We start from the raw sequence: 14,276 nt of genomic DNA on the forward strand, positions 1-14,276 counted from the left end.
TCGCGTAACCAACAGTGTTCATCTCAGATCCTACCGGGACCTGGTTACAGGGCCGCGCGCACCATGTCGACGAAGTACGCGTGGACGCGGTCGTCGCCGGTCAGCTCGGGGTGGAACGAGGTGGCGAGGACGTTTCCCTGCCGCACGGCGACCGTGTGGCCGTCGTACGTGGCGAGGACCTCGGCGGAGGCCCCGACCGACTCGACCCACGGGGCGCGGATGAAGACGCCCTCGACGGGGCCGCCCTCGATGCCGGTGAAGTCGATCTGCGCCTCGAAGGACTCGTTCTGCCGGCCGAAGGCGTTGCGGCGGACGATCATGTCGATGCCGCCGAGCGTCTCCTGGTCGTCACGGCCGTCCAGGAGCTTGTCGGCGAGCATGATCATGCCGGCGCAGGTGCCGTAGACCGGCATCCCGGCGCGCACGCGCTCGCGCAGCGGCTCCAGCATGCCGAACAGGACGGCGAGCTTCGACATGGTCGTGGACTCGCCGCCGGGGATGACCAGGGCGTCGACCTCGGCGAGCTCCTCGGGACGCCGGACCGGCCTGGCCACGGCGTCCGCCGCGGCCAGGGCGATCAGGTGCTCCCGTACGTCGCCCTGGAGGGCCAGGACACCGATCACGGGGGGGTTGCTCATCGTGGGGTGCCCTACCAGCCGCGGTTGGCGTAGCGCTCGGTCTCGGGGAGGGTGTCGCAGTTGATGCCGACCATGGCCTCGCCCAGGTTGCGGGACGCGTCCGCGATGACCTTCGGGTCGTCGAAGAAGGTGGTGGCCTTCACGATGGCGGCGGCGCGCTTGGCCGGGTCGCCCGACTTGAAGATGCCGGAGCCGACGAAGACGCCCTCGGCGCCGAGCTGGCGCATCAGGGCGGCGTCGGCCGGGGTGGCGACGCCACCGGCGGAGAACAGGACGACGGGGAGCTTGCCGAGCTCGGCGACCTCCTTGACGAGCTCGTACGGGGCGCGCAGCTCCTTGGCGGCGGCGTACAGCTCGTTGTTGTCGTAGCCGCGCAGCTGGGCGATCTCGTTCTTGATCTGGCGCAGGTGGCGGACGGCCTCGACGACGTTGCCCGTGCCGGCCTCGCCCTTCGAGCGGATCATGGCCGCGCCCTCGGCGATGCGGCGCAGGGCCTCGCCCAGGTTGGTGGCGCCACAGACGAAGGGGGTGGTGAAGGCCCACTTGTCGGAGTGGTTGATCTCGTCGGCCGGGGTGAGGACCTCGGACTCGTCGATGTAGTCGACGCCGAGGGACTGGAGCACCTGGGCCTCGACGAAGTGGCCGATGCGGGACTTGGCCATGACGGGGATGGAGACGGCCTCGATGATCTCCTCGATCATGTTCGGGTCCGACATCCGGGCCACGCCGCCGTCCTTGCGGATGTCGGCCGGAACCCGCTCCAGGGCCATGACGGCCACGGCGCCGGCGTCCTCGGCGATCTTCGCCTGCTCGGCGTTGACCACGTCCATGATCACGCCGCCCTTGAGCTGCTCGGCCATGCCGCGCTTGACGCGGGAGGTGCCGATGGCCGACTCAGCGGACTGGGGGGAGGTGGGAAGCGTGCTCACGGGGTGACCTCACTCGAAGGGAACTCGAAAAGGGAGACGGGTACTACTCGGCAGAGAAAACCGCACCGACCAGTCCACTACAAGGGCCAATATGGAGCCGGTGGCCCCTTCATTTGTCCCCGGTGGCGCTGGTGGACCCGTTCGGCCCAGTCCCCCGCCCCTCCGCGGCGGCTACGCGGGGCGGTCCGCGAGGTCGGCCGGGGGCTCGTCGTCCATCTCGAAGGCCAGCGGGAACGGGGCGTGCCCGGCCAGCCGGAACCAGCGGACCTTGCGGTGCGTGCGCAGCGCCCGGGCGGCCCGTACGGCGTCGTTGAGGAAGCGCCGGGCCATCGGCACCCGGCGCACCGCCGCAGCCAGCTCCTCGGCCGCCGCCTCGCCTCCGGGGGCGGCCTTGAGCACCTCCACCTGGTCGGCGTCGGCGAACACCGCGCGCAGCGCCTGGCTGAGCTCGCTCTCGGCGACCTCCCGGTTCTCCTCCTCGGCCTGCCGGGCGGCGTGCGCGGCCTCGTACAGCACGAGCGAGGAGGCGGGGTCGAGCGCCCCGGAGGTGGCCACCTCCGCGACGACGGAGGCGCGCCGCACCAGCTGCGCGTCCAGGGCGGCCCGGGCGGCGTCCATCCGGGTGTGCAGCCGGTCCAGCCGCCCGGCGGTCCAGCTGAGGTAGACCCCGACGGCGCCGAGCGCCACCGCGATCCAGACAAGGTTTTCGATCACGGGCGGCGACACTACCCGCTACGGGGCGCCGCCCGCCCGCCCCGAGGGGCGGGAACGGGCCGCCCGGGGCGCTACCCGTCCCGCGAGAAGCCGAGGCGGGTGCGGAGGGGGACGCGTTCGTCGGCGGCGACCGCGGCGGCGCCGTCGGTCACCGTCTCGTAGACGGCCAGGATGTCCGCGCCGACCGTCGACCAGTCGAAGCGGCGCACGTGCGCCGAGCCGCGGGCGCTCAGTTCCGCGCGCCGGGCCGGGTCGCGCAGCAGGGCGATCGCCCCGGCCGCCAGGGAGTCGGCGTCCTCGTTGGCGAACAGCTCCCCCGCCGCACCCTGGTCCAGCACCTGGGCGAAGGCGTCGAGGTCGGAGGCGAGCACGGCCGCCCCGGCGGAGAGGGCCTCGACCAGGATGATCCCGAAGCTCTCGCCGCCGGTGTTGGGGGCGACGTAGACGTCGACGCTGCGCAGCAGGCGGGCCTTGTCCTCGTCGGAGACCATGCCGAGGAACTCCACGCGGGAGCGCAGCTCGGCCGGCAGCGAGGCCACGGCCTCCTCCTCGTCGCCGCGGCCCGCCACCAGCAGCCGTACGTCCGGGCACTCGCGGACGATGCGCGGGAAGGCGGCCATGAGCACCGGCAGCCCCTTGCGGGGCTCGTCGATGCGGCCGATGAAGCCCAGGGTCGTGCCGCCCCATTCGGGATTCGGGTCGGCCTTGGCGAAGAAGTCGACGTCGACGCCGTTGGGGATGACCACGGCGTCCCCGCCGAGGTGCTCGACCAGGGTGCGCCGGGCGTACTCGCTGACCGCGATCCGGGCGCTGATCTTCTCCAGCGCGGGCTGGAGGATCGGGTACGCCGCGATCATCGCCCGGGAGCGGGGGTTGGAGGTGTGGAACGTGGCCACGATCGGCCCCTGCGCCGCCCAGCAGGACAGCAGCCCGAGGGAGGGGGAGGCCGGCTCGTGGATGTGGATGACGTCGAACACGCCCTCGTGCAGCCAGCGCCGTACGCGGGCGGCCGACAGGAAGCCGAAGTTCAGCCGGGCGACGGACCCGTTGTAGGGCACCGGCACGGCCCGCCCCGCCGAGACCACGTAGGGGGGCAGCGGGGTCTCGTCGTCCGCGGGGGCCAGCACCGACACCTCGTGGCCCAGCCGGATCAGGTGTTCCGCCAGGTCGCGGATGTGGAACTGGACGCCGCCGGGGACGTCCCAGGAGTACGGGCAGACGATGCCGATCTTCACTACGGGCGCTCCTCGAGGTCGTCGAGCCACAGGCGCTGGAGCATGTGCCAGTCCTCGGGGTGCTCGGCGATCCCCGACGCGAAGGCGTCGGCCAGCGCCTGGGTCATCGCGGCGGTCTTCTCGGTCCGCGTGCCGGTCCCGGGCACCTCCACCTCGGGGTGGATCCGGCCGTACATCTTCGGGGCGTCGCCGTAGTACAGGGTGGCCGGCAGCAGGACCGCACCGGTCTGCTGCGCCAGCAGCGCGGGTCCGGCGGGCATCCGGGCGGTGGCGCCGAAGAAGTCCACCTCGACCCCGGAGGCCGAGAGGTCCCGGTCGGCGACCAGGCAGATCATCCCGCCGGCGCGCAGCCGGCGCGCGAGGGTGCCGAAGGCGGCCCCGCCGCTGTGCGGCAGGACCTCCATGCCCAGGCTCTGCCGGTAGGCGACGAAGCGGTCGTAGAGGGACTCGGGCTTGAGCCGCTCGGCGACGGTGGTGAACGGGACGCCGACGTGGCCGGTGACCCAGGCGCCGGCCAGGTCCCAGTTGGCCAGGTGCGGCAGGGCCACGATCACCCCGCGGCCGGAGGCGAGGGCCTCGCGCAGGACGTGCTCGTCCTTCATGGTGACGTCCGTGCCGAAGCGCCGCGGGTCCATGGCGGGCAGCCGGAAGGACTCCATCCAGTAGCGCATGTACGAGCGCATGCCCGCCCGGGAGAGGGCGCGCAGCCGCTCGGGGCCGGCGTCGGGCACCACCCGGGCCAGGTTGGACTCCAGGCGCAGCACGCTCTTGCCGCGCCGCTTCCAGACCGTGTCGGCGATCCTGCGTCCGAGGGCCGCGGCCGCCGGCTCGGGGAGCTTCTTGACGCCCGCCCAGCCGAGCCCGTAGAGCCCGTCGACCAGTTTGTCCCTGCCGCTGCCCATCAGAGCGCGCCGCCCTCGGCGGGGGCCGCCGCGTCGGCCTCGGCGGCCTCGCGGCGCACCGTGACCACCCGCTGGACCAGGGTGACGAGCGAGCCGGCCGCCACCACCCACAGGGCGACGGGCAGCAGCACGCCGATCCACGAGGGCACCCCGAAGGTCCGGAGCCCGGACAGGCCCGCCGCGACGAGGGTGATCACCAGGCGCTCGGCGCGCTCGACCAGGCCGTTGACGGCGACGGGCAGCCCGATCGCCTCGCCGCGGGCCTTGGTGTACGAGACCACCTGGCCGCTGGCCAGGCAGAAAATCGCCACCGCGCACAGCGCGTTGTCGTTCCCGGAGCCCGCGTACCAGAGCGCCAGGCCGCCGAAGATCGCCGCGTCGGCCACCCGGTCGAGGGTGGAGTCGAGGAACGCGCCCCAGCGGCTGGAGACCCCGGCCTGGCGGGCCATGTTCCCGTCCACCAGGTCGGAGAAGACGAACAGGGTGATGGTGATCGTGCCCCAGAAGAACTCGCCCCGGGGGAAGAAGACCAGCGCCCCGGCCACCACACCGGCGGTGCCGATCAGCGTGACCGCATCGGGGCTCACCCCCCGGCGGAGGAGAAATGCGGCGAACGGCGTGAGAACACGCGTGAAGAACGCACGCGCGTACTTGTTCAGCATGGCCTTCCCAGAGGGTCGCTGGGCCGCGCGGCCACCACGGCCACCGGCTGGCCCATCGTAGCCAGCACCCCGGGTGCGGGGCGCCCCGCACCCTCCGGTTCGCCCTGCGCAATCCTTCGGCCATCCCCTCCCCGGGCGCCCTTCACACCGCCGTCGGTGACCGGTACGACGTATGGACGCAGTGTGACGCCGGTGCAAAGCTCGAAGAACCCCGATCACCCTCCTTCACCGCGACACCGGGAGGCACGAGCATCATGGGACCCACATCACACCAAGCCGGGGCCGCCGGCAGGGCACTGACGGCCGACCGCCCCGACGCCCTGCGCAACGTCGTGCTGGTCGGCCACAGCGGCGCCGGCAAGACCACCCTGGTCGAGGCCCTGGCCCTGACCGCGGGGGCCGTGAACCGCGCCGGACGGGTCGAGGACGGGGGCACGGTCTCGGACTACGACGAGATCGAGCAGCGCCGCCAGCGCTCCGTCCAGCTCTCCCTGGTCCCCGTCGAATGGGCCGGAATCAAGATCAACATCCTGGACACCCCCGGGTACGCCGACTTCGTCGGGGAACTGCGGGCCGGCCTGCGCGCCGCGGACGCCGCCCTCTTCGTCGTCTCCGCCGCCGACGGGATCGACGGGGCGACGCGGATGGTCTGGGACGAATGCGAGGCCGTCGGCATGCCGCGGGCCATCGTCGTCACCCATTTGGAGGCAGCCCGCTCCGATTACTCGCAGACGGCCTCCGTGTGCGGCGAGATCTTCGGCGCCGACGACCCCGACGCCGTCATCCCCCTCTACCTCCCGCTGCTCGGCGCCCCCGGACCCGACGGCCACTCCCCCGTCACCGGCCTGCTCGGCCTGCTCTCCCGGCGCGTCGCCGACTACACCTCCGGCGAACGCGCCGAACGCGACCCGGACCCCGAGGAGCTCGCCCTCATCGACGGCGCCCGCTCCCGCCTCATCGAGGGGATCATCGCCGAGAGCGAGGACGAGACCCTCATGGACCGCTACCTCGGCGGTGAGGACATCGACGTGAAGACCCTCGTCGAGGACCTGGAGCGGGCCGTCGCGCGCGGCACCTTCCATCCCGTCCTGATGGCCGCCCCCGCCGCCGACGGCGCCCGCCAGGGCCTGGGCACGGTGGAACTCCTCGAACTGATCACCGGCGGCTTCCCCACCCCGGCCGAACGGGCGCCCCTCGCGGTCACCGCCCCCGACGGCAGCCCGCGCCCGGACGTCACCTGCGACCCCTCCGGCCCGCTCCTCGCCGAGGTCGTCAAGACCTCCTCCGACCCCTACGTCGGCCGCGTCTCCCTCGTCCGGGTCTTCTCCGGCACCCTGCGCCCCGAGGAGACCGTCCACGTCTCCGGGCACGGCCAGGAGGACCGCGGCCACGAGGACCGGTGCCTCCACGAAGCGGACGAGCGCATCGGCACCCTCACCTCCCCCTTCGGCAAACAGCAGCGCACCCTCGGCACCTGCATCGCCGGCGACCTGGCCTGCGTGGCCAAGCTCACCCGCGCCGAGACCGGCGACACCCTCTCCGCCAAGGACGCGCCCCTGCTGATGGAGCCCTGGGCGATGCCCGAACCGCTGCTCCCCCTCGCCATCGAGGCCCACAGCAAGGCCGACGAGGACAAGCTCTCCCAGGGCCTGGCCCGGCTCGTCGCCGAGGACCCCACCATGCGCCTGGAGCAGAACCCGCACACCCACCAGCTCGTCCTGTGGTGCCTCGGCGAGGCCCACCAGGACCTCGCCCTGGAACGGCTGCGCACCCGCTTCGGGGTCCAGGTCGACCCGGTCCCCCACAAGGTCAGCCTGCGCGAGACCTTCGGCGCCAGGGCCTCCGGGCGCGGCCGGCACGTCAAGCAGTCCGGCGGGCACGGCCAGTACGCCATCTGCGAGATCGAGGTGGAGCCGCTCCCGCCCGGCAGCGGCATCGAGTTCGTCGACAAGGTGGTCGGCGGCGCCGTGCCGCGCCAGTTCATCCCGTCGGTGGAGAAGGGCGTACGGGCCCAGGCCGCCCGCGGCGTCGCGGCCGGCTACCCGCTGGTCGACGTACGGATCACCCTGCGCGACGGCAAGGCCCACTCGGTGGACTCCTCCGACGCCGCCTTCCAGACGGCGGGCGCCCTCGCCCTGCGCGAGGCCGCCGCGGAGAGCCCGATCCACCTGCTGGAGCCCGTCGCCGAACTCGACGTCGTCGTCCCCGACGAGTACGTCGGCCCGGTCATGAGCGACCTGGCCGGCCGCCGCGGCCGCGTCGTCGGCAGCGAGCAGGCCGAGCCGGGCCGGACCCGGGTGCGCGCCGAGGTCCCCGAGATCGAGATCGGCCGCTACGCCGTGGACCTGCGCTCCGTGTCCCACGGCACGGGCCGGTTCGCCCGCGCCTACGCCCGCCACGAGCCGATGCCCCCGCATCTGGCGGACAAGGTTCGCGAACAAGCTGAAAAGGGAAGCCCGTTGACATAGCGCTCACCCGGCGCTCCGGCCACCGCCCACCCAACCCGCTTGCGGTGGGCGGTATTTCCCTGTCCCATGACCATGGGGCGGAACACCCCGTTAGGCTCTTCGGGCGCGACGCAGAGCACAACGGACCACGACGGAGCGCAACGGGCACGACGGGCACGACGGCACGACGAGCACGACCGGCAAAGAGCACAGTGGCACGGCGATGGGGGCAGCGGTGGCGGACGACGGTTTCGACTTCAGGCCCGGGGCACAGATTCCTCTGCAGGGGGGCGGCGGCCAGACCGCGGCGACCAACGCGCTCGCGTCCGCCGCGTACCGCGACGGCGGCGGGGACACCAAGCTGAAGGACATACTCGGGGCCAACAGCGAGAACCACCCCGCCTCGGTCAAGGCCCCGAAGATCTCCCTCTTCGAACCCAACCTCGGCGAGGCCTTCTGCCGCGCCGTCGAGGCCCGCACCCTCGGCGCCGGCCGCAAGCCCCTCATCCAGTCCTTCGGCGCCGACCCGCAGACCGTCGTCGAGCACTGCCTGGCGGCCTCCCGCATCCGCAAGGAGCGCGACCGCCGGCTGCGCCTGATCATGCTGGTCTGCGGGGTGGTCTTCCTGCCCGGCCTGCTGATGTGGCTGGGCCTCTTCCAGCTGCGCAAGACCCTGGCCAAGGGCGAGGGCAAGAAGAACAGCTGGATCGGCACCGCCCTGCTGGTCGGCGTCGCCCTCGTGGCCGCCGTCCTGCTCTACCGCGTGGCCTACCGCCAGCCGGGCGGCGGCCTGCTGGAGCTGTACCTGCTCGGCGCCATCGTCGCCCCCGTCCTCGGCTGGTACGCGGCCCGCCGGATCTGCGAGAGGACCGCCGCCGACCTGCGCTCCCGCTGGGACGGCCTGCTCGGCGGCGGGGGCGTGGTCACCGCCAAGATCCCGGAGGCGGTCCCCGGCAACCCCGACGAGAAGGCCCGCGAGGACCTGCGCCACCAGCTGGCCAAGCTCACCGCCGAGGACCGCAGCAACTCCGTCTTCTACGCCGGCCCCAAGGGCATCCTCGGCATGGGCACCCGCTGGGGCAGCTGGCAGATGGCCGAGGAACTGACCCCGAAGACCGAGGGCCACGAGATCCACCCGTTCCGCAGCTGGGACGTCATACGCGCGATCGACACCCAACTGCGCAAGCTGGAGCGCGGCCCCCTGCACACCGGCGGATTCCCGCCCGCGTCGGTCCAGCACTGGATCGTCACCCCCGTCGGCGAGGGCGCCGCCGAGGTGGCGCGGCCCGGCGGCGAGGACGTGGACACCTTCCTGGTCAAGCCGCACGAGATCACCCGGATCTGCAACGAACAGCAGTTCAGCGCCGGCAACCGGCACTACCTGGGCGTCCAGTGGCCCCTGTGGGACGGCCAGCTCGTCATCACGATGCTGGTCACCGTCACCGTGCTCTACAAGACCCTGCGCGTGGACGTCACCGCGCACGCCCTCGGCCCCGTGCACGGCCTGTTCACCACCAAGTCCAAGCCGCCGGTGGTCGAGGTCCCCAAGTCCATCAGGTTCTGGGAGACGGTGGAGCGCCCGCTGCCGCTGGTGGACGCGAGCGAGGTGGTCCGGCTGGCCGTGCGGGCCCCCCTCACCTGGTACCCGCCGCTGCTGGAGTACCTCGGCGGCAAGCTGGTCCTGCCCGAGCCCTTCGGCCTGCGGCACGTCTGGGCGGGCTCCATGTGGCGCCACCGCTTCATGGCGGACGACGCCCTGCGCACGGTGGCCCCCGTGCTGCGCGCGGTGCACGCGGCGGCCTTCAAGGTGCTGGACGAGAACGGCGTGGACACCTCGGCCTTCACCAACCGCTCCTCGATCATGAACGGCCTGATCCAGGAGCCGGCCCCGCGCAAGGCGGACGTCTACGACGCGTAGGGGGCGGCCTGGGTAGGCTGGAGGGGTCCCAGCCGCCCCGGGGAGGTGCAGCCGTGACCGAGCGCAAGCCGCCCGGCGTCAGCTTCGAGTCCTTCGTGGACCGGCAGATCAGGGAGGCCGCCGACCGGGGCGACTTCGCCCGGCTGCCGGGCCTCGGCAAGCCGCTGGCCTCCCTGGACGCCCCGTACGACGAGCTGTGGTGGGTCAAGGGGAAGCTGCACCGCGAGGGCTTCTCCCCGCTGCCCCCGGCGCTGGCGCTGCGCAAGGAGGCCGAGGACGCCTACGGTGCCGCCCTCGCGGCCCCGACCGAGCAGCGGGCCCGGGCGGTCCTGGCGGAGGTCAACGAGAAGATCCGCACGGCCCTGCGCCGCCCTCCTCCGGGGCCGCCGCTGGGCCTCGCCGAGTTCGACGTGGAGGCGGTCCTGGCGGAGCGGCGGGCCCGGCGGGCCGCCGGCTAGTCGTTCGGCCAGGCGTCGGCGAGCATCTGGCGGGTGTCCGCGAGGAGTTGCGGCAGCACCTTGGTGTGCCCGACGACCGGCATGAAGTTCGTGTCCCCGCCCCAGCGGGGCACGATGTGCTGGTGCAGGTGCGCGGCGATGCCGGCGCCGGCGGCGCCGCCCTGGTTCATGCCGATGTTGAAGCCGTGCGCCCCGGACGCCTTGCGCAGCGCGACCATGGCCCGCTTGGTCAGGTCGGCCAGCTCCGCCGTCTCGGGGCCGTCGAGCTCGGTGTAGTCGGCGACGTGGCGGTACGGGACGACCATCAGGTGGCCGCCGTTGTACGGGTAGAGGTTGAGCACGGCGTAGACGTGCTTGCCCCGCGCCACGACCAGGCCGTCCTGGTCGGACATCTCCGGAATCCCGCAGAAGGGACAGCCGTCCCCGGCCTCCGGGCCGGTCGGCTTGTTCTCGCCCTGGATGTAGGCCATCCGGTGGGGCGTCCACAGACGCTGGAACGCGTCCTGCGTACCCACACCGATCTGCTGCTCCGGCTCAATCGTCATAGGACGCAGCATATGACCTTGCCCGGACCGACGAGGAAGGCCCCCGGAAAGTGATCGCTTTCCGGGGGCCTCCTGCCGTGCGTCAGACCTGGACGCGGTCGGCGACGACCTTGGCCAGCTTCGCCAGCGCCTCGTCCTTGGGGATGCCGTTCTCCTGCGAACCGTCGCGGTAGCGGAAGGAGACGGTGCCCGCGGCCATGTCCTCGTCACCGACGATGATCATGAACGGGACCTTGAGCTTCTGGTGGTTGCGGATCTTCTTCTGCATCCGGTCGGAGGAGGCGTCCACCTCGACCCGCAGGCCCTGCTTCTTCGCCGCGGCGGCGAACTCCTGCAGGTACTCGACGTGACCGTCGCCGATCGGGATGCCGACCGCCTGGACCGGGGCCAGCCACGGCGGCATGGCGCCCGCGTAGTGCTCCAGCAGCACCGCGAAGAACCGCTCGATCGAGCCGAACAGCGCGCGGTGGATCATGACCGGGCGCTGGCGGGAGCCGTCGGCCGCGGTGTACTCCAGGTCGAAGCGCTCCGGCAGGTTGAAGTCGAGCTGCACGGTCGACATCTGCCAGGTGCGGCCGATGGCGTCGCGCGCCTGCACGGAGATCTTCGGGCCGTAGAAGGCCGCGCCGCCCGGGTCGGGGGTCAGGGGGAGGCCCTGCTTCTCGGCGACCTGCTGGAGGACCGCGGTGGCCTCCTCCCAGACCTCGTCCGAGCCGACGAACTTCTCCGGGTCCTTGGTGGACAGCTCCAGGTAGAAGTCGGTCAGACCGTAGTCGCGCAGCAGGTTCAGCACGAAGGTGAGGGTGCGGTCGAGCTCCTCGGCCATCTGCTCACGGGTGCAGTAGATGTGCGCGTCGTCCTGGGTGAAGCCGCGGGCCCGGGTCAGGCCGTGGACCACGCCGGACTTCTCGTACCGGTACACGGTGCCGAACTCGAACAGGCGCAGCGGCAGCTCACGGTAGGAGCGCCCGCGCGCGTCGAAGATCAGGTTGTGCATCGGGCAGTTCATGGGCTTGAGGTAGTAGTCGGTACCACCGTCGAGCTGCATGGGGGGGTACATGCCCTCCGCGTACCAGTCCAGGTGGCCGCTCTTCTCGAAGAGGGCGCCCTTGGTGGCGTGCGGGGAGTAGACGAACTCGTAGCCCTCCTCCTCGTGCCGGCGGCGCGAGTAGTCCTCCATGGTCCGGCGGATGATGCCGCCGCGCGGGTGGAAGACGGCGAGGCCGGAGCCGATCTCGTCCGGGACGGAGAAGAGGTCGAGCTCGTTGCCGAGCTTGCGGTGGTCGCGCTTCTCGGCCTCGGCGAGGAAGTCGAGGTGGGCCTTCAGCTCGTCCTTCGACGGCCAGGCGGTGCCGTAGATGCGCTGGAGCATCGGGTTCTTCTCGCTGCCGCGCCAGTAGGCGGCCGCGTTGCGCATCAGCTTGAACGCCGGGATGTTGCGGGTGGTGGGCAGGTGGGGACCGCGGCAGAGGTCCTTCCAGCACAGCTCTCCGGTCTTGGCGTCCAGGTTGTCGTAGATGGTCAGCTCGCCGCCGCCCACCTCGACGTCCGCGCCGTCGTCGGAGGACGCGGAGCCCTTGATGCCGATGAGCTCCAGCTTGTAGGGCTCGTCCGCGAGCTCCTCGCGGGCCGCCTCGTCGGAGACCACGCGGCGGGCGAACTTCTGGCCCCGCTTCTGGATCTCCTGCATCTTCTTCTCGATGGTCTTCAGATCATCGGGGGTGAAGGGCTTGGCCACGTCGAAGTCGTAGTAGAAGCCGTCGCGGACCGGCGGGCCGATGCCCAGCTTGGCCTCGGGGAAGAGCTCCTGCACGGCCTGCGCCATGACGTGCGCGGTCGAGTGGCGCAGGATGTTCAGGCCGTCCTCGGAGGAGATCTCCACCGGCTCGACGGTCTCGCCGTCGCGGACCTCGTAGGAGAGGTCCTTCAGCTCGCCCGCGACGCGCGCGGCGATGACGGTGCGCTCGGCGGCGAACAGCTCGGCCGCCGTAGTGCCCGTGGCCACCACGCGCTCGTCCCGCTCGGAATCGCGTTGGATGATCACACGGACCTCTGACACCGGTTTCTCCTGAACTCTGGGGGCCCTTCCCGGCGGCAGCCGGGCGGGGAGGGCGCCGGTGGTTCCGGCGCGTGTGAATCGTACCGAGCCGAGTGGCCGCGCCGCTAAACGGTTGTTCCCGGCCGCCCCGCGGCGTTCCCCGCCGGGGCGGCCGGAAGGTGCCGAAATGCCGGCGCGGACCGCCGGGGGCGCGGGTAGCGTGGCCGGGCCGTGCCCCCGCGCCCCGAAGGGACCCTCCGCATGCCGAGCCCCCGTGTCCGTCCGCTGGACCTGACCGATGCGGCGACCGCCGTCGCCGTGCACCGGATCGGGCTGGCCGCGTACGCCGTGGAGGCGGAGCTGATCGGCTTCGACGGGATCCCCGCGCTGGGCGAGGGCCTGGAGGAGATGCGGGGGCGGGCGCTGGGCTGGCTGGGGGCGGTGGGGCCGGACGGGGCCATCGAAGGCTTCCTGGCCTGGGAGGAGACGGCAGCGGGCGGCCCGGTGGGCATCGACCGGCTCTGCGTGGACCCCGCCCGGTTCCGCCGGGGCGTGGCCTCGCTGCTGCTGCGGCACGCGCTGGAGGAGCTGTTCCCGGGGCGGGCGGTGGAGGTGGCCACGGGCGCGGACAACGCCCCGGCGGTGGCCCTGTACGAGCGCCTGGGCTTCGTCCGGGGCGCCGACTTCTTCCCGGTCCCCGGCCTGCGGATGGCCTCGTTCGCGCGCGACGCCCGGCCCACCGCTCACTGACCCCCCTCCAGCGCCCACCCGGATCCGGTCCCGGGGCCGGCAGGTCCCGTCGGCGGGCGCGTGGAACCGGTCGGGGGGCGGGTGCGTCCCAGGGGCGCCCGAAGCAGGACCGTCCCAGGGGGATCGAGGGATCATGCGCCGTACCGCCGTCACGCTCGCCGGTCTGACCGCCGCCACCGCACTGCTCGCCGGCTGCGGAACCTCCGCCACCGGCCCGGCGGCCCCCGCGCCGCTGCCGCCGTCCGCGACGGCGGCAGCCGCCTGTCCGGTCCTCGACCGCACGGCGTCCGCCGCCCCGCCCGCCACGGTCGACGGCACGCCCGCGAACACCCCGGAGGCGGCGCGCCTGTCGCAGGCCGTCGGGGAACAGGGCCGGGGCGCCTTCACCGACGTCTACGGGACCCAGATCACGGACCACCCGGCCGGCCGGGTCGCGCTGTGCGTCACCGACCTCGGCCGGGGCCGGCAGCTCCTGGAGGCCGCCCGGAAGGCCGATCCCTCGGTCGATCCGGGCCGCGCGGACCTCTACCTGAGCCGTTACACCCGGCGTGCGCTGACCGAGGGCGTGGCCCGGCTCACCGCCGACCGGGGCCGCCCGGTGTTCCCGCTCTACAGCTTCTCCCCGGCGCAGGACGCCTCCGGGATCCGGGTGACGAGCACCGCCGAGGGCGCCGCCTCCAAGGACCTCAAGGCCCGGCTGGAACAGCTCACCGGCGGCATCCCCGTCACCGTCGAGCGGGGCGACCCCGTCACGGCCGCGGTCGGGGGCCCGGCCGCGGACGCCGGCGACCCGGCCCCGTAGTCCACGACGACGGGCGGCGCCCTGCGGCACGGGCACGGGGGGGGCGACCGCGGCGCGGGGCGCGGGGCGGCCCCGTAGGCAACCACGGCGCCGTGCGGCACGGCACGGGCCGCAGCGCCCGGCGCGGGGGCGCGGCACGGCCGCGGCGCGGAGTAACCGCGGCCGGGCGGTCGCGGGCGGCTTCGAGCTCTTCGGGGGTCAGAGGATCGACCCGGGGGCGTAGCCGGCGGCTTCCGGG

General features: G+C 72.9%; 13 protein-coding genes. 5 read left to right on the forward strand and 8 right to left on the reverse strand.

Features of this window, described 5'->3' with window-relative positions:
• Positions 1-44: 44 nt before the first annotated feature.
• The 6 genes from pdxT to pgsA form a co-directional block, all read right to left on the reverse strand.
• Positions 45-638, reverse strand: a complete 594-nt coding sequence (gene pdxT, locus AB0469_RS24820) for a pyridoxal 5'-phosphate synthase glutaminase subunit PdxT (RefSeq protein WP_366453635.1) — start codon at positions 636-638, stop codon at positions 45-47.
• Between the two features lie 11 nt (positions 639-649).
• On the reverse strand, positions 650-1,567 hold the full coding sequence (gene pdxS, locus AB0469_RS24825; protein ID WP_042812448.1) for a pyridoxal 5'-phosphate synthase lyase subunit PdxS: 918 nt from the start codon (positions 1,565-1,567) through the stop codon (positions 650-652).
• 171 nt (positions 1,568-1,738) lie between these two features.
• Positions 1,739-2,281: a hypothetical protein gene (locus AB0469_RS24830; protein ID WP_366453637.1), complete on the reverse strand. Its 543-nt coding sequence runs from the start codon at positions 2,279-2,281 to the stop codon at positions 1,739-1,741.
• Between the two features lie 71 nt (positions 2,282-2,352).
• Positions 2,353-3,516, reverse strand: a complete 1,164-nt coding sequence (locus AB0469_RS24835; protein ID WP_366453638.1) for a glycosyltransferase family 4 protein — start codon at positions 3,514-3,516, stop codon at positions 2,353-2,355.
• Positions 3,516-4,418 (reverse strand): phosphatidylinositol mannoside acyltransferase, encoded by a 903-nt coding sequence (locus AB0469_RS24840; RefSeq protein ID WP_366453639.1) that lies wholly within the window; start codon positions 4,416-4,418, stop codon positions 3,516-3,518. The genes AB0469_RS24835 and AB0469_RS24840 overlap by 1 nt, the downstream gene beginning before the upstream one ends.
• Complete coding sequence (pgsA, locus tag AB0469_RS24845; RefSeq protein ID WP_366453640.1) at positions 4,418-5,080, reverse strand: phosphatidylinositol phosphate synthase; 663 nt, start codon at positions 5,078-5,080, stop codon at positions 4,418-4,420. Before pgsA ends, AB0469_RS24840 begins: the two co-directional genes overlap by 1 nt.
• A 254-nt stretch (positions 5,081-5,334) precedes the next feature.
• Here pgsA and AB0469_RS24850 point away from each other — a divergent pair, with 254 nt between their 5' ends.
• From AB0469_RS24850 to AB0469_RS24860, 3 genes are all read left to right on the forward strand, one after another.
• A complete protein-coding gene (locus AB0469_RS24850) occupies positions 5,335-7,548 on the forward strand; it encodes an elongation factor G-like protein EF-G2 (RefSeq protein WP_366453641.1) in 2,214 nt (737 codons plus the stop codon).
• 214 nt (positions 7,549-7,762) lie between these two features.
• The gene (locus AB0469_RS24855; protein WP_366453642.1) at positions 7,763-9,445 is read left to right on the forward strand and encodes a hypothetical protein; all 1,683 of its coding nucleotides are present in this window, start codon (positions 7,763-7,765) and stop codon (positions 9,443-9,445) included.
• Positions 9,446-9,498: 53 nt separating this feature from the next.
• Positions 9,499-9,903, forward strand: coding sequence for a DUF1992 domain-containing protein (locus tag AB0469_RS24860; protein WP_366453643.1), 405 nt, complete (start codon positions 9,499-9,501; stop codon positions 9,901-9,903).
• On the opposite strand, the gene AB0469_RS24865 is transcribed toward AB0469_RS24860, so the two are convergent.
• Positions 9,900-10,460: an HIT domain-containing protein gene (locus AB0469_RS24865; protein ID WP_366453644.1), complete on the reverse strand. Its 561-nt coding sequence runs from the start codon at positions 10,458-10,460 to the stop codon at positions 9,900-9,902. The two genes, AB0469_RS24860 and AB0469_RS24865, sit on opposite strands and share 4 nt — an antisense overlap.
• A gap of 70 nt (positions 10,461-10,530) precedes the next feature.
• The gene (gene thrS, locus AB0469_RS24870) at positions 10,531-12,507 is read right to left on the reverse strand and encodes a threonine--tRNA ligase (RefSeq protein WP_366453645.1); all 1,977 of its coding nucleotides are present in this window, start codon (positions 12,505-12,507) and stop codon (positions 10,531-10,533) included.
• Positions 12,508-12,747: 240 nt separating this feature from the next.
• Here thrS and AB0469_RS24875 point away from each other — a divergent pair, with 240 nt between their 5' ends.
• Together AB0469_RS24875 and AB0469_RS24880 are read left to right on the forward strand one after the other, a co-directional pair.
• Positions 12,748-13,236 (forward strand): GNAT family N-acetyltransferase, encoded by a 489-nt coding sequence (locus AB0469_RS24875; protein ID WP_366453646.1) that lies wholly within the window; start codon positions 12,748-12,750, stop codon positions 13,234-13,236.
• A 133-nt stretch (positions 13,237-13,369) separates the two neighbouring features.
• The gene (locus AB0469_RS24880) at positions 13,370-14,038 is read left to right on the forward strand and encodes a hypothetical protein (protein WP_366453647.1); all 669 of its coding nucleotides are present in this window, start codon (positions 13,370-13,372) and stop codon (positions 14,036-14,038) included.
• The last annotated feature ends 238 nt before the right edge of the window (positions 14,039-14,276 follow it).

Origin of the sequence: Streptomyces sp. NPDC093801 (genome assembly GCF_040701585.1) — a bacterium.
In the GTDB taxonomy this organism is placed as follows: Bacteria; Actinomycetota; Actinomycetes; order Streptomycetales; family Streptomycetaceae; genus Streptomyces.

Excerpts from the sequence above, each read along its gene's own strand:
- AB0469_RS24880 (WP_366453647.1), top strand. The coding sequence starts at position 13,370 with ATGCGCCGTACCGCCGTCACGCTCGCCGGTCTGACCGCCGCCACCGCA.
- pdxT (WP_366453635.1), bottom strand. The coding sequence starts at position 638 with ATGAGCAACCCCCCCGTGATCGGTGTCCTGGCCCTCCAGGGCGACGTA.
- AB0469_RS24865 (WP_366453644.1), bottom strand. The coding sequence starts at position 10,460 with ATGCTGCGTCCTATGACGATTGAGCCGGAGCAGCAGATCGGTGTGGGT.
- AB0469_RS24840 (WP_366453639.1), bottom strand. The coding sequence starts at position 4,418 with ATGGGCAGCGGCAGGGACAAACTGGTCGACGGGCTCTACGGGCTCGGC.
- AB0469_RS24850 (WP_366453641.1), top strand. The coding sequence starts at position 5,335 with ATGGGACCCACATCACACCAAGCCGGGGCCGCCGGCAGGGCACTGACG.
- pgsA (WP_366453640.1), bottom strand. The coding sequence starts at position 5,080 with ATGCTGAACAAGTACGCGCGTGCGTTCTTCACGCGTGTTCTCACGCCG.
- AB0469_RS24875 (WP_366453646.1), top strand. The coding sequence starts at position 12,748 with ATGCCGAGCCCCCGTGTCCGTCCGCTGGACCTGACCGATGCGGCGACC.